The 21,001-nt window shown below is 72.9% G+C and carries 20 protein-coding genes; 11 read left to right on the forward strand and 9 right to left on the reverse strand.

The features are described from left to right. Positions 1-89: 89 nt before the first annotated feature. The 3 genes from FH609_RS24150 (at position 90) to FH609_RS24160 (ending at position 3,071) form a co-directional block, all read left to right on the forward strand. Positions 90-674: a TetR/AcrR family transcriptional regulator gene (locus tag FH609_RS24150; protein WP_226961913.1), complete on the forward strand. Its 585-nt coding sequence runs from the start codon at positions 90-92 to the stop codon at positions 672-674. Between the two features lie 285 nt (positions 675-959). Continuing rightward, positions 960-2,105, forward strand: a complete 1,146-nt coding sequence (locus FH609_RS24155) for a transposase (RefSeq protein ID WP_193318026.1) — start codon at positions 960-962, stop codon at positions 2,103-2,105. A 189-nt stretch (positions 2,106-2,294) separates the two neighbouring features. Further along, positions 2,295-3,071 (forward strand): AfsR/SARP family transcriptional regulator, encoded by a 777-nt coding sequence (locus FH609_RS24160; protein ID WP_139671624.1) that lies wholly within the window; start codon positions 2,295-2,297, stop codon positions 3,069-3,071. A gap of 16 nt (positions 3,072-3,087) precedes the next feature. On the opposite strand, the gene FH609_RS24165 is transcribed toward FH609_RS24160, so the two are convergent. After that, positions 3,088-4,032 carry a LysR family transcriptional regulator gene (locus FH609_RS24165; RefSeq protein WP_139671621.1) on the reverse strand — a complete coding sequence of 315 codons (945 nt, stop codon included), beginning with the start codon at positions 4,030-4,032 and terminating at the stop codon, positions 3,088-3,090. Positions 4,033-4,170: 138 nt separating this feature from the next. On the opposite strand from FH609_RS24165, the gene FH609_RS24170 reads away from it, so the two are divergent. The 5 genes from FH609_RS24170 to FH609_RS24190 all read left to right on the forward strand — a co-directional run bounded on the left by FH609_RS24170 (position 4,171) and on the right by FH609_RS24190 (position 9,477). Continuing rightward, complete coding sequence (locus FH609_RS24170) at positions 4,171-5,640, forward strand: MFS transporter (protein ID WP_139671618.1); 1,470 nt, start codon at positions 4,171-4,173, stop codon at positions 5,638-5,640. A 72-nt stretch (positions 5,641-5,712) separates the two neighbouring features. Continuing rightward, complete coding sequence (locus tag FH609_RS24175) at positions 5,713-6,582, forward strand: MBL fold metallo-hydrolase (RefSeq protein ID WP_226961914.1); 870 nt, start codon at positions 5,713-5,715, stop codon at positions 6,580-6,582. Between the two features lie 259 nt (positions 6,583-6,841). After that, positions 6,842-8,290: a glycoside hydrolase family 43 protein gene (locus FH609_RS24180; protein WP_139671615.1), complete on the forward strand. Its 1,449-nt coding sequence runs from the start codon at positions 6,842-6,844 to the stop codon at positions 8,288-8,290. A gap of 134 nt (positions 8,291-8,424) precedes the next feature. Beyond that, positions 8,425-8,865 (forward strand): ATP-binding protein, encoded by a 441-nt coding sequence (locus tag FH609_RS24185; protein ID WP_139671612.1) that lies wholly within the window; start codon positions 8,425-8,427, stop codon positions 8,863-8,865. 342 nt (positions 8,866-9,207) lie between these two features. After that, complete coding sequence (locus tag FH609_RS24190; protein WP_139671609.1) at positions 9,208-9,477, forward strand: hypothetical protein; 270 nt, start codon at positions 9,208-9,210, stop codon at positions 9,475-9,477. 180 nt (positions 9,478-9,657) lie between these two features. On the opposite strand, the gene FH609_RS24195 is transcribed toward FH609_RS24190, so the two are convergent. From FH609_RS24195 to FH609_RS24205, 3 genes are all read right to left on the reverse strand, one after another. After that, complete coding sequence (locus FH609_RS24195; protein ID WP_139671607.1) at positions 9,658-10,506, reverse strand: GntR family transcriptional regulator; 849 nt, start codon at positions 10,504-10,506, stop codon at positions 9,658-9,660. Between the two features lie 55 nt (positions 10,507-10,561). Continuing rightward, positions 10,562-11,926, reverse strand: a complete 1,365-nt coding sequence (gene hmgA / locus FH609_RS24200; RefSeq protein WP_139671604.1) for a homogentisate 1,2-dioxygenase — start codon at positions 11,924-11,926, stop codon at positions 10,562-10,564. 72 nt (positions 11,927-11,998) lie between these two features. After that, complete coding sequence (locus tag FH609_RS24205; RefSeq protein WP_139671601.1) at positions 11,999-13,306, reverse strand: tetratricopeptide repeat protein; 1,308 nt, start codon at positions 13,304-13,306, stop codon at positions 11,999-12,001. Between the two features lie 156 nt (positions 13,307-13,462). Between FH609_RS24205 and FH609_RS31245 the strand changes: the two genes are divergently transcribed. Beyond that, positions 13,463-13,618, forward strand: coding sequence for a hypothetical protein (locus FH609_RS31245; RefSeq protein WP_193318024.1), 156 nt, complete (start codon positions 13,463-13,465; stop codon positions 13,616-13,618). A gap of 121 nt (positions 13,619-13,739) precedes the next feature. Here the strand turns inward: FH609_RS31245 and FH609_RS24210 are convergent, their stop codons facing one another. Genes FH609_RS24210 through FH609_RS24220 form a run of 3 tightly spaced genes read right to left on the reverse strand, consistent with a single transcriptional unit; the run spans position 13,740 to position 14,937 of the window. Further along, complete coding sequence (locus FH609_RS24210; RefSeq protein ID WP_139671599.1) at positions 13,740-14,201, reverse strand: MaoC family dehydratase; 462 nt, start codon at positions 14,199-14,201, stop codon at positions 13,740-13,742. A gap of 47 nt (positions 14,202-14,248) precedes the next feature. Next, positions 14,249-14,611: a DUF202 domain-containing protein gene (locus FH609_RS24215; RefSeq protein WP_139671596.1), complete on the reverse strand. Its 363-nt coding sequence runs from the start codon at positions 14,609-14,611 to the stop codon at positions 14,249-14,251. Continuing rightward, positions 14,599-14,937 (reverse strand): YidH family protein, encoded by a 339-nt coding sequence (locus tag FH609_RS24220; RefSeq protein ID WP_226961927.1) that lies wholly within the window; start codon positions 14,935-14,937, stop codon positions 14,599-14,601. Before FH609_RS24220 ends, FH609_RS24215 begins: the two co-directional genes overlap by 13 nt. 235 nt (positions 14,938-15,172) lie before the next feature. Between FH609_RS24220 and FH609_RS24225 the strand changes: the two genes are divergently transcribed. Beyond that, positions 15,173-16,825 carry an FAD-binding dehydrogenase gene (locus FH609_RS24225; RefSeq protein ID WP_139671590.1) on the forward strand — a complete coding sequence of 551 codons (1,653 nt, stop codon included), beginning with the start codon at positions 15,173-15,175 and terminating at the stop codon, positions 16,823-16,825. 152 nt (positions 16,826-16,977) lie between these two features. On the opposite strand, the gene FH609_RS24230 is transcribed toward FH609_RS24225, so the two are convergent. Then, positions 16,978-18,756, reverse strand: a complete 1,779-nt coding sequence (locus FH609_RS24230) for a BCCT family transporter (RefSeq protein ID WP_405379088.1) — start codon at positions 18,754-18,756, stop codon at positions 16,978-16,980. Positions 18,757-19,332: 576 nt separating this feature from the next. On the opposite strand from FH609_RS24230, the gene FH609_RS24235 reads away from it, so the two are divergent. Next, the gene (locus tag FH609_RS24235; RefSeq protein ID WP_139671585.1) at positions 19,333-20,127 is read left to right on the forward strand and encodes an SGNH/GDSL hydrolase family protein; all 795 of its coding nucleotides are present in this window, start codon (positions 19,333-19,335) and stop codon (positions 20,125-20,127) included. 153 nt (positions 20,128-20,280) lie between these two features. Here the strand turns inward: FH609_RS24235 and FH609_RS24240 are convergent, their stop codons facing one another. Further along, positions 20,281-20,991, reverse strand: coding sequence for a class I SAM-dependent DNA methyltransferase (locus FH609_RS24240; RefSeq protein WP_139671582.1), 711 nt, complete (start codon positions 20,989-20,991; stop codon positions 20,281-20,283). Positions 20,992-21,001: the final 10 nt, after the last annotated feature.

Consider the following 21,001-nt stretch of genomic DNA (forward strand, 5'->3'; position numbering starts at 1 on the left):
GGCGAGACCAACTACGGGGCCCGAGCATGGCAGCGCCACCCGTGACCGGGGGGGTGCGACATGACCAGAGACGACGGAGAAGGGTTCCCGTGGCGCGGCAGGAGAGGGCAGAGCAGACCCGGCACCGGCTCATCGACGCGGCGGCCATCGAGTTCGCGGCACACGGCTACGCCGGCACCTCCCTGCACGGGATCGTGCGCGCGGCCGGGCTCACGATGGGCGCCCTGACCTTCCACTTTCCCTCCAAGTCCGCCCTGGCCGAGGCCGTGTGCGAGGCCGGCGCCGCCGCCACCAGGGAGGTGGTGAGCGGCGCCGCCACCGCCCGGGGCGTGGACGGCGTGCTCGGCCAGGCGCTCGCGCTGGCCGAGGCGTTCGCGACCACCCCGAGGATGCACGCGGCGGCCCGGCTGGCCCGGGAGGGCCTCTCGCGGGTCGACTGGTACGCCTCCTGGGTTCCCGAGCTGCGCACGGGACTTGAGCGGGTCTGGCGGGAGGAGCGGGTGGAGTCCGAGCTGACCCCGGGCATGGTCACCGCGCTGCTGGCCTATGTGCTGGTGGCCGTCGAGGCAACGGCCGAGACCGGGGACGACCTGGCCGCCGCCGTCGGCGGCTCCGGAAGGGACGTGCTGCCGCAGGCGATCAAGGCGCTGCGCGGCCTGATCCCCGGCGCCTGATCCCCGGCGCCTGATCCTGGGCGCCCAACCGCCCGTTCCCCGTTCCCCGCGCCGGCGCCCGGTGCGGGGAACCTGCCATTTATGGGGCGCACTTGCTCGGCCGCGCGCCCCCTCCGCCTGGTCGCGCTCCCACAACTTCCCGCAGTTCAGGGCCCCTTCACGCCCCCGCACCCGGCGCGCGTTCCGCGGGTTCGCCCCACCATCCCCGCTCCGCACCCTGTAAAAATACAGAACGTTCGCTATATTTTCGAAAGAGCGACGGCCAGGAGGGGGAGACCAGCGCCCATGAACGCACCACCCGCACACGTCAGGTCCGCCGACCCCGGACCCGCGCCGCTGATCCAGCGGCTCTTCGCCCACCTGCCCCGAGCCGACCAGCGGCGCTGGGCCGAGATCTACCTCGCCGGGCTGCTCGGCACCCAGGGGAAGAAGTCCGTCGGACGCATGGCGGCCGCCGTCACGCTCTCCCCGACCGCGTCCCAGTCGCTCCAGCAGTTCATCAACGTGAGCCCCTGGAGCTGGGGCCCGGTCAGGGCCGAGCTGGCGCGCTGGGTCGCCGACCGCGCGCCGGTGCACTCCCTGACCCTGGCCCCGGTGATCGTGCCCAAGCGCGGCACCCTCTCCGTCGGCGTGCACCGCCGCTTCGTGCCGGCGCTCGGCCGCACCGTCAACTGCCAGCTGGCGATGGGCGCGTTCCTCACCGGCGACGCCGGCGCCCGCTCCGTCGACTGGCAGCTGTACCTGCCGCGCCGCTGGGCCGAGACGCCCGAGCTGCGCGAGCGCGCCCGGCTGCCCGAAACCCTCGGCTACGCCTCGGCGTCCGCGCTCTGCCTGGCGCTGCTCGACCGCGTGACGCGCGCCCTGCCCTCCGGTCTTCCCGTGCTGGTCGACCCGGCGGGCCACCTCGAACCCGAGGCCCTCGTCAGGGGGTTGGAGGCCAGGGGACACGACTGGATCGTCGCGATCCCCGGCACCATGGCGGTCATCCCCGCCGCCGGGCCGGCCTCCGACACCGCGCTCGCCCTGCTGCGCCGCCAGGCGCGGGCGGCCGGCGCCGGCCCCGCCGTCCGGCCCACGCCGCTCCGCCCCGTGCTGCGCGCGCTGCGCGCCCGCGTGCCGTTCCCCGGCCTGGACCGGGAGCGCCTGCTGGTCGGCGAGTGGACCGGCCCCACCGCCGCCCCCGACCGGATCTGGCTCAGCAACCTGCCCCGCGCCCGACACGGCCAGGCGCGGGTGCTGATCGCCGCCCACGCCACCACCTCACTCGGCGGCTCCGAGGCCGAGTTGGGGCTGCACGACTTCGCCGGCCGCTCCTACCCGGGCTGGCACCGGCACGCCACGCTGGTCTCCGCCGCCGCCGTCTGCCGCCGGCTCGCCGAAGAGCTCGGCGGCCAGCGCAGGGCCGAACTCGCCGGAGCCGCCCGCCGCTGACCGGCCGACACGGCCCGGGCGAACCCCGCCGACCCCGGCGGAGGGCCCCACCGGCCGACACCGCCGGCCCACCCCACCCCCACGCACACCCGTGCCACACCGACCCGCACCTTCATCGACTCGCTGCCCGGGGACGGACGGCGAGGCCAGCGACGAGGAGGAGCTGTGGAGTTCCGTCTCCTTGGCCCCATGGATGTCCACGAACAGGGGCGCGACATCACGCCCACCGCCCCCAAGCAGCGCCAGGTTCTCGCGCTGCTCCTGGCCCGCGCGAACCGGCGGGTCTCCGTCGGCACGCTGCTGACCGAGGTGTGGGAGAACGGGCCGCCCAGGACCGCGACCACCGCGCTCCAGACCTACATCGGCTCGATCCGCAAGACCCTGGCCGCCGCCACCGGCGCCACCGTCCGCGCCGTCGCCGAACAGCGCCTGGTCACCGACGGCACCGGCTATGTGCTGCGGCTCGCCGACGACGAGTGCGACCGGCCGCGCTTCGAACAACTCGTGCTGGAGGGCCGCACGTTGATGACCGGAAACGACCCGCTGCGCGCCACCGCCGTCCTGGGCAGCGCGCTGGCCATGTGGCGCGGCGCGCCGTTCTGCAACGTGCGGCTCGGCAGCCAGCTGTCCGCCCAGGCCCGGGTGCTCAACGAGGCGCACCTCGCCGCCTGCGAGGTGCGGGTCGAGGCGCTGTTACGCTCCCGCCGCTTCCCCGAAGCGGTCTGCGAGAGCGTCGAGTTGATCGAGGAGCACCCCTACCACGAGAACCTGCACGCCCAGCTGATGCGCGCCCTGTACGCCTCCGGCAGACGGGCCGCCGCTCTGGAGACCTACCAGTCGCTGCGCAGACGGATGTCCGACGACCTGGGCATAGCGCCCTCGCCCAACACCAGAACGCTGCACCATGTGATGCTCCAGGACCTGCCCGACCAGCGCTATCTGGCGCTTTCCGGCGCCGTGCGCTGAGGCCGCCGCCGCGCCGTCACCCGGTGCCGCCGCCCGACTGCCACAGCCGGTCCAACGCCCGCGCCGGGCCGCCGAGGCCCCGCACCCGTTCCACCGCCGTGTTCACGAACGCCCGCAGCCGGCCCGTCTCGTGGTCCGCCGGCCACACGAACGCGTACTCGATGCGCGGCGCGTCGCTGAACGGCCGGAACACCAGCCCGGGCCGCGCGTAGTACCGCACCCCCGCCGCCGAGACCGGGGTGACGCCCTTGCCGGCCAGCACCAGCGACAGCGCGTCCTCCCAGTGCGTGATGGCCTGCCCGTGCGGGATCGGGCGCCCCGACGGGGTCTGGCGCGGGAAGTGGTGGTCCAGCCAGTGCGCCGGCACTGGACGCGCCACCGTCAGCAGCGTCGCCTCCGCCAGGTCCTCCACGCTCACCACGTCGCGCGCCGCGAACGGATGGTCAGCCGACATCAACAGCACCCGCTCCTGCGACAACAGCACCGGGCCCGAGCGGAGATCCGCTTCCTGAATCGGGAGTTCGCTGACCTGGAGATCGATGTCGCCCGAGCGTAAAGGCCCGTAGGGGTCGGAAATCTGCACCTGCCGGATCAGGACTTCGACGCCCGGATAGCGGTCGCCGAACACTTCCGTGATGTCGTGCAGAAGATGTCCGGTGAACGCCCCGGAAAACCCTATGCGTAACGTGCCGGTAATGCCCCGGCCGGCCGCGGTCGCCCGCGCCACCGCCTCGTCGATCCGCCGCTGCGCCGGCCCCACCTCGTCCCTCAGCCGCGCCCCGATCGGCGTCAACGTCACATGACGGCTGGTGCGTTCGAACAGCCGGGCCCCGATGCGCCGTTCCAACCTGGCGATGGTCTGACTCACCCGGCTCTGCGACACCCCCACCCGTTCCGCCGTCCTGCCGAAGTGCAACTCCTCGGCGAGCGCGAGAAATATCTCGATCTCCTGCCGCTCCATGTTCCTCCCCGGTCCCTCCCCGTTGCCCCTCGCCTCGAACGATGAGCGAAGCGGATCGATCGTTGCACAGATCGTTCTTGTTGCGCAGGCGCGTGGATTCGATGCTGAGGAAACCGTCAGTAAAGAAAGGACATCTCCATGACCGTTGCGGAATCCTCGGCCCGTGCCGACACGGCGACCGACATTCTCGACCCGCCACGAGCGCCCGACGACAGCCGGTTCGGCTCGCGCGAGTGGACGGTGCTGATCACCCTGTGCTGCGCGACGTTCATGTGCGGCCTGGACTTCTCGATCGTCACCGTCGCACTGCCCGAGATCGGGAGCAGCCTCGGCTTCTCCTCCGCCGGCACCCTCCAGTGGGTCGCCACGGCCAGCCTGCTGCCGTCGGCGTCCCTGCTGCCGTTCTTCGCCCGCGTCTCCGACCTGGTGGGCCGCAAGCGGCTGTTCACCATCGGCGTCGCGCTGTTCACCCTCTTCTCGCTCGGCGCCTCGGTCGCCGACTCACCCGGCCAGCTGATCGCCACCCGCGTCGGCCAGGGCACGGCAGCCGCGATGATCGCCCCGGCCGCCATCGCGCTGCTGACCGGCTACTTCCCCGAGGGGCCGCGGCGCGCCCGTGCCCTCGGCCTCAACGGCGCCGTGATGTCGCTGGGCTTCGTGCTCGGCGCCCTCGGCGGCGGCGTCATCACCAGCGGCCTCAACTGGCGCTGGACCATGGTCGTGCTGTGCCTGATGGGCGCCCTGGCGCTGGTCGGTGCCTTCGCGCTGCCGCCGATCCGGGAGCCCGGCGCCGCCAAGCGCATGGACATCCCCGGCGCCGTGCTGGCCACGTTCGGCCTCTTCGGCCTGGTCTACGGCATCGCCACCGGCGGTGACGAGGGCTGGGGCCGCCCCGAGGCGCTGGTCCCGATCATCGGCGGCCTGCTGCTCCTGGTCGGCTTCCTGCTCGTCGAGCGGAGCCACCCGGAGCCGCTGGTGCCGCTGAACGTGCTGCGCCGCCCCAAGGTGTCGCTGGCCGGGCTCTTCGGCGTCATCACCTTCGGCATGTGCGCGGGCACCACGGTGCTGCTGAGCCTGTACATGCAGGACGTGTTGGGCTGGTCGCCGATGCAGGCGGGCCTGGGCTACCTCGGCGAGGGCGCGGCCGCCGTGATCGGCGGAATGCTCGTCGGGCGACTGCTCGCCCGCGTCCAGGGCGCCGTCGTGCTGGCGGCCGGCCTGGCCATCCAGGGCGTGGGCACCGCCGCCATGTTCACCCTGCCCGAGGACGGCAACGTGGCCGCCCTGCTGATCACCTCGTCGATCATGGGCCTGGGCCACGTGTTCAGCGTCGTCGCCTTCATCTCCGTGATGACCAGCGGCGTCACCGCCGAGGACCAGGGCGTGGTGGGCGGGCTCTCCCAGCTGCCGCAGTACATCGCCGCCATCGGCGTCGCGGCGCTGACCGCGATCGCCGCCGCCCGCACCAGCTCCGTCGCCGGGGACGCGGTGGCCGACGCCGGCGCCACCCTGAGCGGCCTGCACGCCGGCATGGTGACGGCGGGTGTCGTCGCCCTGGCCGGCGCGGCCCTCGCCGGCACCGTGCTGCGCAAGCGGACCGCCGTCTAGTCCGGTGCCATCCGCGTGCACGGCCCGCCGCGCGCCACGCGGCGGGCCGGCCCCCGCAGTCAGGAGGTGGCCGTGCTGAACGACAGGCGGCTCCGCCGGCCGTCCGCCCCGCGCACGCTCCACGTCGGGGACCTGAGGGTCAGCTATGTGCCGGACGGCGCGATGCTGCTCAAGCCCGCCGGGTCGCTGCGCCCGGCGGCGTACCGGTCCTATCTCAACGACACGGGCCATCTGGTGGCCAACATCGGCGGGTTGCTGGTGCAGCGCGGCACCCGGGCCCTGCTGATCGACACCGGGCTCGGGCCACACTCGGTGCCGGCCCGGCCCGAGGCGCCCGCCGACCTGGTGGGCGCCACGGGCCCGCCGGGTCGGCGGGCGGAGCCGGCGGACGACGCCCGGCGGCACGGCGCCGCCGCGCACGGCGGCTCGCTGCCGGGCAACCTCGCCCGGCTCGGCCCCGGCCCGGAGGGCATCGAGGTGGTGGCGTTCACCCGGCTCCACCTCGACCAGCTCGGCTGGGCCAGCGTGCGGCCTCCGGTGTTCACCCGGGCCACCTTCGTGGTCCCGGCCGGAGCCTGGGACGGCCCGGTGCCCGAGCTGCCGCCGGCGCTGCGGCGACGGCTGCGCCGGGTGGTGCCGGGGGAGGAGGTCTTTCCCGGCGTCCGCGCCCTGGCGCTGCCGGGGCACACCGGCTTCACCATCACCTCCCGTGGCGAGCGGCTGCTGGCCTTCGGCGGCGCGCTGCACTCGCCGGTCCAGGTGCGGCACCCGGAGTGGTCGCTGCTGCCCGACGCCGACCCGCGCGGCGCGACGGCCCGCCGCCGGCGGCTGATCGCCGAGTTGCAGCGGGCCGACACGCTCGGCTTCGGCAGCTACTTCGCCGACGTCGTCTTCGGCCGGGTGCGGCTGGCGGCCGAAGGGCTGCACTGGCACCCCGAGTAGCGGCGGCCGGCACCCGCGCCCCGCGCCCGCACCAACGGGGCGGCGCGCCCTCACCGACACCGGGACACCGGGTCGGGAGGGCGCGCCGCCCCGTTCCGTCGCCGTCGGACCTTGCGCGGCGCGGGGATGGAAAACGTTCGACCTTGGGTATTTCCATCGCTGTAAGTCCCGTGATGCCATGACGAGGTTGGGACGACCCCGTCGCAACCCGACGCCGCCACGGCGTCCCTGAGGACCCCGAACGACCGAGGGAGCACCGATGCGCGCCCGCTCCAGAACCGCCCTGATCACCGCCCTGCTCGCGTTGCTCATCGGCCTGGCCGGTGCGCCGCGGTCCTCGGCAGGAGAAGCGATGCCCCAAGCCACCGGAACCTTCCGCAACCCGCTCAACACAGGCCCCGACCCGTTCGTCACCTACGCCAACGGGAACTACCACCTCGCCACCACCCAGGGCGACGCCATCCGGATGTGGAGCGCGCCCTCCCTCTCCACCCTGCTCGCGGCCGACCCCGTCACGGTGTGGACCGACACCGACCCCTCCCGCGACCAGCACCTCTGGGCCCCGGAGTTCTACCGCTTCAACGAGCGCTGGTACCTGTACTACACGGCCGACGACGGCGTGGACGAACACCACCGGCTCTACGTCCTGGAGTCCGAGGGCGACGACCCCAGGGGGCCCTACCACTTCAAGGGCAAGCTCGAACCGCCCAACCACGTCGACGACTTCGCGATCGACCCCGGCATCCTCCAGCACGACGGCCGGCTCTACCTCGCCTACAGCGGCCTCAACGAGTACCAGCACAACGGCCTCAACATCGCCCCGATGTCCAACCCCTACACCGTCTCCGGCGACGCGGTCGCCCTGGACGCCGCCGGCGGCTGCCCCGAGGTCCGCGAGGGCCCGGCGTTCCTCTACCGCAACGGCCACACCTGGATGACCTACTCCGCCTGCGACACCGGCAAGCCGGACTACCAGGTCTGGATGATGTCCCTGCCGGACGGCGCGGACCCGCTGGTCGCGTCGAACTGGACCCAGCACCAGGGGCCGTCGTTCTCCCGCGACGACGCCGCCGGCGTCTTCGGGCCCGGCCACCACAACTTCTTCACCTCGCCGGACGGGACCGAGGACTGGATCATCTACCACGCCAAGACCACCTCCGACTACACCTACACCGACCGCACCACCCGCGCCCAGCGCATCGGTTGGAACCCGGACGGCAGCCCCGACCTCGGCACCCCGCTCGCGCTCGGCGCCACCCAGGACCTGCCGTCGGGCGACCCCGGCTCGAACGTGGCGGGCCTCAACTACTGGATCAACGACGACGGCCGCTCCAGCGGCGACGGCACCGTCACCTTCGAGGGCGACTGGAACTCCGGCACCGGCTGCGCCGCCCAGTGCTTCTGGGGCGACGACCACTGGAGCGACCAGCCGGGCGCCACCGCGACGTTCACCTTCACCGGCACCAGGATCGCGCTGCTGTCCGTGCGCGACACCGGCAACGGCATCGCCGCCATCAGCGTCGACGGCGGGCCCGAGGAGCGCGTCGACCTCCACGGCCCGATCCGCGTCGGCGAGGCGCTCCAGTACCTCAGCCCCCGACTGCCGCACGGCACCCACACGTTGACGATCCGGGTCACCGGCGAGCGCAACCCCGAATCCGGCGCCGCCTTCGTCAGCGTGGACCGGGCCGAGGTCTACGCCGACTGAGCGCCGGCGCACGGCGCGGCGCGCCGGGCGAGTCGTCGCGGACACGCCTAGAAGGCGACGAATCGGGAACGCTCGTCCACAGGGAGGTGGCGAAGGCCCCGGACGGGCACCACGGATCGAGGGGAGTGACAGGAATGAACGGCATTCGAACGGTGGGGCGGGCCGGCGCCCGAGGCAGGGCCGCCGCCGGCGTGGCCGGCACGACCCTGGCGGACGTCTCCCGAGCCCGCGACCTCACCCGCGCCTTCTGCGACGATCTCGCCCCAGCCTTGAGCCAGGACCTGGCGGACGCCCTGCTGTTGGCGGTCTCCGAGCTGGTCACCAACGCCCTCCGGCACGGCGGCGGCAGCTTCGCGCTGCACCTGACCGCCACGCCGGAGGCGGTGGTGGTGGAAGTGGACGACGGCGAGCCGCGCCCGCCGCACGCCCGCAGCCCCGACGTGCTGCGCGGCGGCGGCTTCGGCTGGCCGCTGGTGCGCTCGCTGGCGTCGGGGGTGGCCGTCGTCCCCAGGCCGGGAGGCAAGACGGTGCGGGCCACGTTCCGGCGCGCGGCGGACCTCAACCAGGCCGCCTGACCCGGGAGTCGGGGCCGGCGCCCCACCGTCCCACCGGCTGTCATACCGGTGCTTTTGACGGCCCTTGGGGCAGATCCTGCGGTTCTCGGGTCAGAGTGGACGATCGGGATATTAGCCCTTGCGAGTGGATGCCATGATGGTGGTACGGATGGGTCCGGGGAGCCTCACGAGGTGCCCGGGACCCCGGGGAAACGGCGCTTGGCGACGTCCGGCGGGGCGTTGGCGTGTCCGTCAACCCCGTTGCGGGAAAGCTGAATCGTGGGACCGGGATACCCACGTGTCCTTGTGGGGCGTTAGGGTTACCCTGCCCGGACCGGGTGCCGCTGTACGGGTGGGAGAGTCATGAAGCAGATAACAGCGCACGGCAGGCCGCCGCGAGTGCCTGCGATCAACTGCGGGAGCACGGCCAACAGCGCGCGCCTCGACCGCCACCTCAGCGTGCTCGGCGGTCCCGCCGTGCCGGCGGGCGAGACCGAGGAAGCCACCACGCTGATGCGGGAGTTGACCCGCCGCGACCACAAGAGCCCGACCCGGGCCAACCGCACGGCCCGCGTGCTCCTCTTCGCCCCGCTCCGCCGGCTGCGTCGCACGCTCTTCGGCGGGCGCGGCTGAGCCTGGCAGACGTCCCTTCGACGTTCCCGCCGCCGCCGAGCCCGGTCCGGTCTCCGGCGGCGGCGCCCACCTCGGGCGGGCGCCGGGCGACGCCTCCCACGCGTCGCGCTCCCGGTCCCCGGCGCCTCCCGGGACGAAGGCCCGTATCCCCGCCCTGCCGCCGCGCGTCGCGGCGTCCGTTCAGTTGAGCACGTCGTGCCGTGCGGCCGGCCCGTCCCCTTCGCCCGCCGGCTCCGCCCGTTCCGCCGGGCCCGGCTCGCGCTCCGGGGCGCCGCGCTCCGCCTCCACCGTCACCGAGAAGGAGAAGCGGTCGCCCCGGTAGGACATCAGGGCCACATCCACCACCCGCCCGGTCAGGTCGTGCTCCACGCCCGTGATGTGCAGGATCGGGCTGAGCAGCGGCACCTCCAGCAGCCGGGCCGTGGTGGGATCGGCCAGCCTGGCCTGCGCCGTGTTGTCGACCCGGCCGACCCTGACGCCCGCCACGTCCCGCAGCACCCGGGTCATCGGCCAACGTTCCAGCGCCGAGGGGTCGATGCGGTCGGCGACCTCGGGGTGGATCAGGTTCTCCACCCAGCTCACCGGCTCCCCGTCCGGCGCCGCGCGGCGCAGCCGCCGGAAGCGCACCACCTCGGCGACCCCGGGGAAGTGCTCCACCAGCCCGGTCGGCACCGGCACCGGCACCGGGCCCGGGTCAAGCAGCGTGGTGTGGCCCCCGGACTGCTGGGCGACGATGGTGTCCAGCGTGCCCAACAGCCGTACAGGGACGCCGCGTTGGGCCGCCGGCTCGATAAAGGTGCCGCGCCTGCGGTGCCGACTGATCAGCCCCTCGGTCTCCAGCTCCTTCAGGGCCTGCCGCATGGTCAGCACACTCACGCCGAAGTGCTCGGCCAGCTGCTCCTCCGTGGGCAGGCGCAGCGGCGCGTGCGGCGGGCGCCCGAGTATGGAGGCGCGTAACGACTGGGAGACCTGGTACCACAGCGGCAGCTTGCGGTTCAGGTCGATCGAGTCGGGGGCGAAGACGTTCACGGCTGACGGACCTTCGGGTCGGGAGGCGAACCGGCGCCGGCCCGGCGGGCCCTCGCTACGGTCGCGTCGGGGAGAAGTGCTGTTCCAGACCTTGCCACACGTCGTCGTAGCGGCGCTGACGATGCGAGGCGTCGGCGGCCAGCGCGGTCAGCGTCACCGGCCAACGCGTCTCGAACATGAACGCGAGCCCGTCATCGATCCGTTCCGGGCGCAGCTCGGCGGTGCTGGCCCGCTCGAACGTGATCCGGTCCGGGCCGTGCGCGGACATCATGGTGTGCAGCGAGCCGCCCCCCGGCCGGAAGCCCTCCGCCTTGGCGTCGTAGGCGCCCTCGATCAGGCCCATGTACTCGGTCATCACGTTGCGGTGGAAGTAGGGCGGCCGGAAGGTGTCCTCGCCCACCAGCCAGCGGGGCGCGAAGACCACGAAGTCCACGTTGGCCTGGCCCGGCAGCTCCGAGGGCGAGGTCAGCACGGTGAAGATCGACGGGTCGGGGTGGTCGTAGCTGATCGAACCCAGCACATTGAACCGGCGCAGGTCATAGAGGTAGGGCACATGGCTGCCGTGCCAGGCCACCACGTCCAGCGGCGAGTGGTCGTACTCGGCGGCCCAGAGCCGGCCGCAGAACTTGGTGACCACCTCGACCGGCCCGCCCGCCTCCTCGTAGGCGGCGGTGGGCGCCAGGAAGTCCCGCGCGTTGGCCAGGCCGTTGGCGCCGATCGGCCCCAGCTCGGGCAGCGTGAACGGCTGCCCGTGGTTCTCGCAGACATAGCCACGCGCCGGCCCGTCGGGCAGCTCCACCCGGAACCGCACCCCGCGCGGGATCAGCGCCATGTGCCCCGGCGAGGCCCGCAGCACGCCCAGCTCGGTGCGCAGCAGCAGCGTGCCGCGCTCGGGCACCAGCAGCAGCTCGCCGTCCGCGTCGCCGAACACCCGGTCGATCATGGGGGAGTTGGCGTGGTAGAGGTGGATCGCCATGCCGGAGCGCAGCCGGGTGTCCCCGTTGCCGCCCAGGGTCCACAGCCCGGCGACGAAGTCGGTGCCGGGCGGCGGCTCGGGCATCGGGTCCCAGCGCATCCGGTTGGGGTCGGGCTCGGTCTCCTCGAACGGGGCGCCGCGCAGCGAGCCGTTGCCGATCCGGTGGAACGGCGGGTGCGCGGCCGAGGGGCGCAGACGGTAGAGCCACGAGCGCCGGTTGTGCGCCCTGGGCTCGGTGAACGCGGTGCCGCTGAGCTGCTCGGCGTAGAGCCCCAGCGGCGCGCGCTGGGGCGAGTTGCGCCCCACGGGGAGCGCCCCCGGCACCGCCTCGCTGCTGTGCTCGTTGCCGAACCCGGAGAGATAGCGCGGCGTCTCCTGGTCCCTGTCGGGGCTCGGCCGTTCGCCGGCGGTCGACGCCGCCGTGGTCGCCTCGTCGGTGTCCATCACACACTCCCGCCGCCGCTGATTCCTCTGATGGTGCGCAGGAATTGACGGTAGGAACGCCGGTCGGGCAAGTCAACGACCCTGCGGAGTCCGGCTCAACAACTCAGCCGTCTGCCGACGGTTGCGATACGGGTGCAGCGCCTGGCGCATCGCGCGCAACGCCTGCTCGGCGTCGCCGGACCGCAGCCGTTCCCGCCCGTCGAGGAAGCCGCTCCACGCCGCGCACGCCTCGTCCAGCCGGCCGGCCCGCAGCAGGAGTTGGCCGAATCTCGCCTGCGTCAGCGCCCGGCCGCGCAGGTCGGAGGGCGAGCGCTCGACGGCCGAGCGCCGCAGCGCGCCCAGCGCGCCCGGCAGGTCGCCCAGCGCCTCCAGCACCGCGGCCGTCTGGAAGTGCAGCGCGGCGGGCGGGTAGCTGTCGAACGGCGCGCCGGCGCCGCCGGCCTGCTCGGCGGCCCGCTCCGCCCGGCCGAGCACGGCGAGGGCCTCCCTGCGGTCCCCGGTGCGGGCCAGCGCCACCGCCAACTGCGTGCCCACATACGCCTGGTGCGCCGGCGGCGCGCCGCGCGCCCCCCGCTGCGCCGCCTCGGCGAGCTGGAGCGCCGAGGGCAGATGCCCCAGGCGCTGCGCCTGCGCGCTCATCGCGCGCAGCACCACGCTCCAGGAGGTGCGGTCGCCGGACTCCCCGGCCAGCCGCTGCGCGTAGTTGTAGTACCGCTGGGCCACGCCGTGCAGCAGCCCGTCCTCGTACATCCGGGCGAGCAGGAAGGCCAGCCGGCTGGCCAGCACCAGCAACTCGGCCCGCATCCTGGGCGTCTGCCGGGACCCGAGCAGCGGCACCACGTCGTCGGCCAGATACGCGGAGAGCGCGCTGCGCGCGTGCCGGCCGCCGTGCGAGTCGATCGAGGTGGCGAAGAACTCCACCGCGTCGTGCAGCGCCTTGGTCTCCTCGGCGCGCTGGCCCAGGCCCCTGAACTGCGGCGGCCCCTGCGGCGGATGCGGCACCACGGCGTCGGCGACCCGGTAGGGGCGCTGGTGCAGCGGCACCCGGCGGGCGGCGTCGGCGTCCGAGCGGCAGAGCGCGGTGAAGCCGGTGACCGGGTCGATCGGCGGGCCCTCGCTGGCGACGTCGGCGAAGCCGGCCGCCTCCGGCGTGATCGCCCGCCCGATCCTTCGGGACAGCGCCTCGGCGGCGAGTTGGGGCACCGGGTGGCGGGGCTGGGTGCCCGAGAGCCAGTGCGCGACGGCGGTGCGGTCGTAGCGGAGCGTGGAGCCGATCTCGGCCCCCAGGATGTTGACGGAACGCGCCAGCGCCTCCTGCGTCCAACCGGCCTCGGTGAGCAAGGCGCGCAGCCGGTGGTTCGGCCCCTGCCGCTTCTTCATGCCTCCAGTGGTCTCACGCCGGGGGCGCGAGTCGCCAGGGCGCATGGAGGCATGGGGCGCGGACGCTCTGCACCCCGATCACACGATCGAGTTGCTTTTGGGGCATTCGGTCACGCTCAAGTGGCGTGTGGCGACACGGTGGTTGACCGTATGGGCATGAATGATCCGAACGCGTATGCCATGGTCGTCCGCCCGCCCCAGCCGTCCGAGACCGCGAACCCCTGGGACACGCCCGCGCGTTGGGCCCCCGAGGCGGACGAGCGGTCCGCTCCGTCGACCGCCGCCGTCGAACGTCGGGCCGTGGGCGGCTGACCGCCGTCGGCTGACCGGTGCCGGTTGACCGCAGTTGGGTGACCGCCGCCGGGTGACCGTTGCCCGCCCCGCCCGGCGTCCCGTCGTCGCCGGGGCCGGGCCGGGGCTCCTGCCGCGGCCGTCAGGTGAAGAAGCGGGTGACGGTCTCGGCCGTGCAGACCGGCTTCTCGCCGCCCTCCCGCTCCACGGTGACCGCCAGGGTGAGCTGCCAACCGTCGCGCACCGGCTCGGCGTTGACCACCGAGCCCCGGGCCCGCACCCGGGAGCCCACCGGGAGCGGGGCGGGGAAGCGCACCCGGTTGCTGCCGTAGTTGATCGCCATCCGCACCCCTTCCACGCGCAGCAGCTGGGGAGTCAGCACGGGCAGCAGCGCCAACGTCAGATAGCCATGGGCGATCGTTGACCCGAAGGGACCGTTCGCCGCCCGTTCCGGATCGACGTGAATCCACTGGTGATCGCCGGTGGCCTCAGCGAACTGGTCGATCCGGCGCTGGTCGACGAGCAGCCAGTCGCTCGGGCCCAGCGGCTCGCCGATCGCCTCCGGCAGCGCTTCGGGCGAGGAGATGATCCGTGGTTCAGCCATCCGGCCAGAGTACTCAGCGGTAGCCAGCCGGGGGAGGGGCCGGCGGATCAGCGGGGCGCGGTCACCAGCCACACCCCGGCCAGCACCGCCAGCGCGAGCACGCTCCCGGCGGCGAGCAGCACGGTGCCCGGGCCCACGCGCCGGTCGCCCGACCTGGCCAGCGAGACCATCCGCCGCTGGGTCAACACCAGGAAGCCGGCCCAGACCAGCGCCGCGCCGGCCACCGCCAACGCCCCGACCAGCGCCCCCGAGTCCGCCATCACCACCCCGCGCCCCGCCAGCACCAGGGCCAACGCGAACGCCAGGGTCGTCCTTCGCCAGGCCAGCCGGGTGCGTTCCTCCTGCCCCTCGCCGTCCCGCCGCCCCTCGCCCGCGCGTCCCGCCGGGTCCTCGGGCTCTAGTGGGGCCACAGCAGGGCCCCGATGACCAGCAGCGCGGTGAGCACCGTGCCCACCGAGAGCACGGCGGGGAACCGGCTCAACGGCAGGTCGTCGCCGCGCCGTATGGCCCGTTCGGTGCGCACCCAGTGGTCGACCGCGCGCACCGCGCAGAGCGCGCCGCTCAGCAACAGCAGCAGCGCCACGGCCGTCCGGAACGCCCAGGGCAGCTCGGTCAGGAACTGCTGCACCGCGATCCCGCCGGCGAGCAGCGCCAGGGCGGTCCGCAACCAGGCGAGGAACGTGCGCTCGTTGGCGAGCGAGAACCGGTAGTCCGGCGTCGGCCCCTCGTCCCGCATCCGCTGGGGGGAGAACCACCACCGCACGGCATCCCACGTTCGTCCGATCACGCCCTCGACCCTAGGCCCTGTCCGGTCAGAATCGGCCACCGAACGCCCGATCACCTGCAACGGCCGTCCAGGGGTGATCAACTCGGCCATCCCTCGATCGATCTGAGCTTCGCCGGTCCTCGCGGTTGACGACCCGCTTCCGGGCCACCCAGGATCACTATCGATCGAACGGGAGGATCGTGGGATGGCATATGACGCCAACGTGATCGTGATCGGCGCCGGGCTCGCCGGCCTGGCGGCCACGGCCGAACTGGCCGACGCCGGGCGCAAGGTCATCCTGCTGGACCAGGAGCCGGAGGCGTCCGTCGGCGGCCAGGCCCACTGGTCCTTCGGCGGCCTCTTCCTGGTGAACTCCCCGGAGCAGCGCCGGCTTCGGGTGCGCGACAGCCACGAACTGGCCTGGCAGGACTGGCTCGGCACCGCCGGCTTCGACCGGCGCGAGGACCACTGGCCGCGCCGCTGGGCCGAGGCCTATGTCGACTTCGCCGCCGGCGAGAAGCGCTCCTGGCTGCACGGCATGGGCGTGCGGTTCTTCCCCGCCGTCGGCTGGGCCGAACGCGGCGGCTACGACGCCTCGGGGCACGGCAACTCCGTGCCCCGTTTCCATGTCACCTGGGGCACCGGGCCAGGCGTGGTGGCCCCGTTCGAGCGCCGGGTCCGCCGGGCTGCCGAACAGGGCCTGGTGGACCTGCGGTTCCGCCACCGGGTCAGCGGGCTGGCGCGCACCGGGGGCGAGGTGGACACCGTCCTGGGCGAGGTGCTCGCCGAGGACACCGCGCGGCGCGGCGTCGCCAGCAACCGGGAGGTGATCAGCGCCTTCGAACTCCGCGCCCAGGCCGTGATCATCACCTCCGGCGGCATCGGCGGCAACCCGGACCTGGTCCGCGCCGCCTGGCCGGAACGCCTGGGCAGCCCGCCGGCGCACATGCTCAGCGGCGTCCCGGCCCATGTGGACGGGATGATGCTGGGCATCGCCGAGCGCGCCGGCGCGCGGCTGATCAACCGCGACCGGATGTGGCACTACACCGAGGGCATCACCAACTGGGACCCGATCTGGGCCCACCACGGCATCCGCATCCTGCCCGGGCCGTCCTCGCTCTGGCTGGACGCCAGGGGCCAACGGCTGCCTGTCCCGCTCTTCCCCGGCTTCGACACCCTCGGCACCCTGGAGCACCTCAGGCGCACCGGGCACGACCACAGCTGGTTCGTCCTCACCCGGAAGATCGTCGAGAAGGAGTTCGCGCTCTCCGGCTCCGAGCAGAACCCCGACCTGACGGGGAAGAGCGTCCGCCAGGTCCTGGGCCGGGCCCGCTCCGGCGCCCCGGCCCCGGTGCGGGCGTTCCTGGAACGCGGCCCCGACTTCGTCGTGGAGCACGAACTCGGCGCGCTGGTCCGGGGGATGAACGCCGTCACCGGCGAGAGGCTGATCGACGAGTCCGAGCTGCGCCGCCAGATCGAGGCCCGCGACCGGGAGATCGGCAACCGTTTCACCAAGGACCTCCAGATCACCGCCATGCGCGGCGCGCGAAGCTACCTCGGCGACCGGCTGATCCGGATCGCCACCCCGCACCGGCTGCTCGACCCGAAGGCGGGGCCGCTGATCGCGGTGCGGCTGCACATCCTCACCCGCAAGACGCTCGGCGGCCTGGAGACGGACCTCTCGGGTCGGGTGCTCACCGACGGCGGCGAGCCGCTGCCCGGCGTCTACGCGGCCGGCGAGGCGGCGGGCTTCGGCGGCGGGGGGATGCACGGCTACCGCTCGTTGGAGGGCACCTTCCTCGGCGGCTGCCTCTTCTCCGGGCGGACGGCCGGCCGGGCGGCGGCCAAGGCCATCTGACCGGACCGGTCGGCGCCGGGGCATCCGCCGAGCTCCAACCCTGACCCGCGCGCCGGGAGTTGTGCGAAGCGCGCGGGGCCAGGGGCGGCCGGCATCGAGCCGACCACCCCGGGCCCCGTCGTGCTGTCGCCGGTCCCTCCGACCGGCGCCCGTCAGGGCTTGGACGGACCGGTGTCCCCCGCGGACCCGCTCTCGTCCGAGGAAGCGTCTCCCGTACCGCCGGAGGATTCGGCGATCACGGCCGTCGAACCTGCCTCGGCCACCGCGCCGTCCTCGACGGTGCCCGGGCCGATCCGGATCTCGAAGTCGCCGGCGTACTTCTCGCTGCCCGCGATCACGGCCATCTCCACGACCTCCTCACCCTTGCGCTCGCGCAGCACCAGGGCGTCCCGGCGCAGGTCCTTCATCAGCGCGAAGCAGAGGCCCACCATCACCAGGGTGAACGGCACCGCCGCCAGGATCGTGAGGTTCTGTAGGCCGTCGAGGGCCGGGTTCTCGCCCTCCTCACCGCCCTCGCCGCTGCCCACCAGGAGCATGATCGCGGCGACCGCACCGGTGAGCGCACCCCAGAAGATGACGACCAGTCGGTTCGGCTCCTGGGAGCCCTTCTGCGAGAGGGTGCCCATCACGATGGAGGCCGCGTCGGCGCCGGAGACGAAGAAGATGCCGACCAGGATCATCACCAGCAGCGAGGTGACCGTGGCGATCGGATACTCGGCGAGCACCGTGAACAGCTGCGCCTCCTCGCCGCCCTGCCCGGCCACGTCGACGCCGCTCTCCTGCACCCGCATCCCGGTACCGCCGAAGATGGCGAACCACACGAGGCTGACGGCACTCGGCACCAGGATCACGCCGCCGACGAACTGGCGGATCGTGCGGCCACGGCTGATCCGGGCGATGAACATGCCGACGAACGGCGTCCAGGAGATCCACCACGCCCAGTAGAAGACGGTCCAGCCGGAGAGCCAACCGGCCACGCCCTCGCCGCCGCTGGCCTCGGTGCGCGCCGCCATCTGCGGCAGCTGATCGATGAACGTGCCGACCGAGGTGGGGATGAGGTCCAGGATGAGGATGGTCGGGCCGGCCACGAAGACGAAGACCGCCAGCACGGCCGCCAGCACCATGTTGATGTTGGACAGCCACTGGATGCCCTTGGCCACACCGGAGACCGCCGAGAGCACGAAGGCCGCCGTCAGGAAGGCGATGATCGCCACCAGCAGGCCCTCGCCCACATCGCTCATCCAGTCGAGTTCCTCTATCCCGCTGCCGATCTGGAGCGCGCCCAGGCCGAGCGAGGCGGCGGAGCCGAAGAGGGTGGCCACGATGGCCAGGATGTCGATGACCTTGCCGACGCCGCCGTTGGCACGTCGCTCTCCTATCAGCGGGGTGAAGACCGCGCTGATCGTCTGCCGCCGCCCACGCCGGTAGGCGCTGTAGGCGATGGCCATGCCGACGACCGCGTAGATCGCCCAGGGGTGCAACGTCCAGTGGAACAGCGCGGTCGCCATGGAGGTGGCCATCGCCTCGCCCGAGTCACCGGGGGAGGTGCCCGGGGGCGCGGTCACATAGTGGCTGATCGGCTCGGCGGCCCCCCAGAACATGAGCCCGATGCCCATGCCCGCGCTGAACATCATCGCCACCCAGGACACGGTCCTGAACTCGGGCTCCTCGCCCTCCTTGCCCAAGGTGATCCGGCCGTAGCGGCTGGCCGCCAGCCAGAGCGCGAACACCACGAACCCGGAGGCGGCGAGGACGAAGCCCCATCCGGCGTTCTCGATGATGCTGTTCAGGGCGTCGCTCGAGGCGTCGGCCAGCGAGTCGGTGGCGACGGCTCCCCAGATGACAAAGGCAAGAGTGACCGCGGCGGACACGCCGAACACCACGGGATCGGTCCGTGGCTTTGCGAAGGCGGCCCGCGTGGGCTCTTCCAATGTCGGTGAGTTCTTATCGCCTGGCACGCGATTCCACCTATCTGTAATCGTTATCTTCCCTGGTCAGGACAGGTACCTGCACAGGGCAAGCGGTTGGGTACGCGGGGGCGGCTACCCGTGCTCGTCAGGCCCATGCGCGAAGGTTATCGACCCGAGACCTCCGTCGATTGCGGAAAGTCACCTCACTGCTGCACAAGGTAGCGGGTGGGTCTGACAATGCCCGCGATTGCGGGGTCAGGGAGGGATCTCGGCGCCGCCCCGGGCGGCCGCCCTGTGACGCGGGTGACACCGGAGACCGGCGGGGTCCGGCGAGGGTCGGTAAGGGCGGTTGGGGCGGACGGGGGTGTGGGTCCGCCGGAGCGGTGTCCCGTCGGTGCGGGCGGCGAAGCGGGCGGCTCGTGGGTGCTCGCTGACCAGCAACGTTCGGCGTCTGAAGGCGAGTTGACCTCGGGGTGGCAGGGGTCGGTCAACGGGATGAAGCGACCGTTCAATGCCGCTCGTTATTGACATGCCCACTTCCATCAACGCGCGTTGCTTGGTACAAACAGTGCCACAGCGACCCCCCATGGAGGTTCCGTGAGACTGACCAGACGCCTGTCGGCCGTCGCCGCACTGATCTTCGGCGTCGTGCTGACGCTGATGGGCGCCGGCCCGGCACAGGCAGCCGCTCCCGCCTATGTGGCCCTCGGGGACTCGTACTCCTCGGGCAACGGTGCCGGCAACTACATCGACTCGAGTGGCAACTGCCACCGGAGCAACAACGCCTATCCCGCCCTGTGGGAGCGGGCGAACAACCCCTCCAGCTTCTCCTTCGTGGCCTGCTCCGGCGCCGTCACCAGCGACGTGACCGGCTCCCAGGTGAGCGCGCTCAACTCCTCCACCGGCCTGGTGAGCATCACCATCGGCGGCAACGACGCCGGATTCGCCGATGTGATGACCACCTGCGTGCTCGGTTCCGACAGCACCTGCCTGAACCGGATCAACACCGCTCGCAACTTCGTCAACAGCACCCTGCCGGCCCGCCTCGACAGCGTGTACAACGCCATCAAGTCCCGGGCGCCCAACGCGCATGTGGTGGTCCTCGGCTACCCCCGCTTCTACACCGAGCCCTCCGGCATCTGCCTGGGGCTCAGCCAGACCAAGCGGCAGGCCATCAACGACGCCTCCGACCTGCTCAACTCCGTGATCTCCGCCCGCGCCTCGGCGCACGGCTTCACCTATGGCAACGTGGCGGCGGCCTTCGACGGCCACGAGCTGTGCTCGGGCGACGACTGGCTCCACGACCTGGCGCTTCCGACCTGGGAGGCCTACCACCCGACCGCCCTCGGGCACTCGGGCGGCTACTACCCGGTCCTCAACGCCAACGACTGACCGACCCGGCAAGGGCGCGCGGCGCCGTGCCCGACGCCTCCGCCGGTGTGGCCGGCAGGGTCCCCACCCCGCCGGCCACACCGACGCGTCGACGGCGGAACCGCCCCGCCGGCGACGGGAGTTGGCCCACGGCTCGGCTCGGCTCGGCTCGGCTCAGGCGGCCTCGGGGCGGTGGGCGAGGACATAGCCCTGCTGGCCCCGGCCCCGCGCGGGACGCTCGTCCTCGTCCGGCTCCCTGACCAGGTGCGCGTCCACCGTCAGGCCGGCCTCCGTCAACAGGGCGATGACGCGGTCGACGGGGAACCAGTAGACGTCGAGGTCCACCGCGTGGACGTAGCCGTGTTCCAGACGATGCCGGCGATCGCCCACCTTGAAGGCATGGATCAGCCGCCCGCCCGGCGCTAGGACACGGTGGAACTCGGCGAAGATCGCCAGCAGTTCCTCCGGCGGGGTGTGAACCGTGGAGTACCAGGCGACCACGCCCCCCAGCGAACCGTTCGCCAGGTCGAGGTCGTGCATCGCGCCCACCTCGAACCGCAGCCCCGGGTGGGCCCTCCTCGCCACCGCGACCATCTCGGGGGAGAGGTCGATCCCGAACATGCCGACCACCCCGAGTCCGTGCAGATGGCCGGTGATCCGCCCGGGACCGCAGCCGAGGTCGGCCACCGGAAGCCCGCCTCCCCCTCTCTGGACCAGCTCGGCGAACGCCCCCAACAGGGCGCGTTCCAGCGGTCTGCGGTCCAGGTCCCTCGCGAGCAGTCGGGCATAGTCCTCGGCGACCGTGTCGTAGGCGGCGCGGGTGCGGTCGGTATGGGGCGGCCGTGATTCGGCGGGCGGTGGGGGAGGGGAGTCACGACGAAACATACGGAGAGTG

The organism is Streptomyces sp. 3MP-14, assembly GCF_006334905.2.
Taxonomy (GTDB): domain Bacteria; phylum Actinomycetota; class Actinomycetes; order Streptomycetales; family Streptomycetaceae; genus Streptomyces; species Streptomyces triticirhizae.

Excerpts from the sequence above, each read along its gene's own strand:
- FH609_RS24155 (WP_193318026.1), top strand. The coding sequence starts at position 960 with ATGAACGCACCACCCGCACACGTCAGGTCCGCCGACCCCGGACCCGCG.
- FH609_RS24160 (WP_139671624.1), top strand. The coding sequence starts at position 2,295 with ATGGATGTCCACGAACAGGGGCGCGACATCACGCCCACCGCCCCCAAG.
- FH609_RS24165 (WP_139671621.1), bottom strand. The coding sequence starts at position 4,032 with ATGGAGCGGCAGGAGATCGAGATATTTCTCGCGCTCGCCGAGGAGTTG.
- FH609_RS24170 (WP_139671618.1), top strand. The coding sequence starts at position 4,171 with ATGACCGTTGCGGAATCCTCGGCCCGTGCCGACACGGCGACCGACATT.
- FH609_RS24180 (WP_139671615.1), top strand. The coding sequence starts at position 6,842 with ATGCGCGCCCGCTCCAGAACCGCCCTGATCACCGCCCTGCTCGCGTTG.
- FH609_RS24185 (WP_139671612.1), top strand. The coding sequence starts at position 8,425 with ATGAACGGCATTCGAACGGTGGGGCGGGCCGGCGCCCGAGGCAGGGCC.
- FH609_RS24190 (WP_139671609.1), top strand. The coding sequence starts at position 9,208 with ATGAAGCAGATAACAGCGCACGGCAGGCCGCCGCGAGTGCCTGCGATC.
- hmgA (WP_139671604.1), bottom strand. The coding sequence starts at position 11,926 with ATGGACACCGACGAGGCGACCACGGCGGCGTCGACCGCCGGCGAACGG.
- FH609_RS24205 (WP_139671601.1), bottom strand. The coding sequence starts at position 13,306 with ATGAAGAAGCGGCAGGGGCCGAACCACCGGCTGCGCGCCTTGCTCACC.
- FH609_RS31245 (WP_193318024.1), top strand. The coding sequence starts at position 13,463 with ATGAATGATCCGAACGCGTATGCCATGGTCGTCCGCCCGCCCCAGCCG.
- FH609_RS24210 (WP_139671599.1), bottom strand. The coding sequence starts at position 14,201 with ATGGCTGAACCACGGATCATCTCCTCGCCCGAAGCGCTGCCGGAGGCG.
- FH609_RS24220 (WP_226961927.1), bottom strand. The coding sequence starts at position 14,937 with ATGCGGGACGAGGGGCCGACGCCGGACTACCGGTTCTCGCTCGCCAAC.
- FH609_RS24225 (WP_139671590.1), top strand. The coding sequence starts at position 15,173 with ATGGCATATGACGCCAACGTGATCGTGATCGGCGCCGGGCTCGCCGGC.
- FH609_RS24240 (WP_139671582.1), bottom strand. The coding sequence starts at position 20,991 with ATGTTTCGTCGTGACTCCCCTCCCCCACCGCCCGCCGAATCACGGCCG.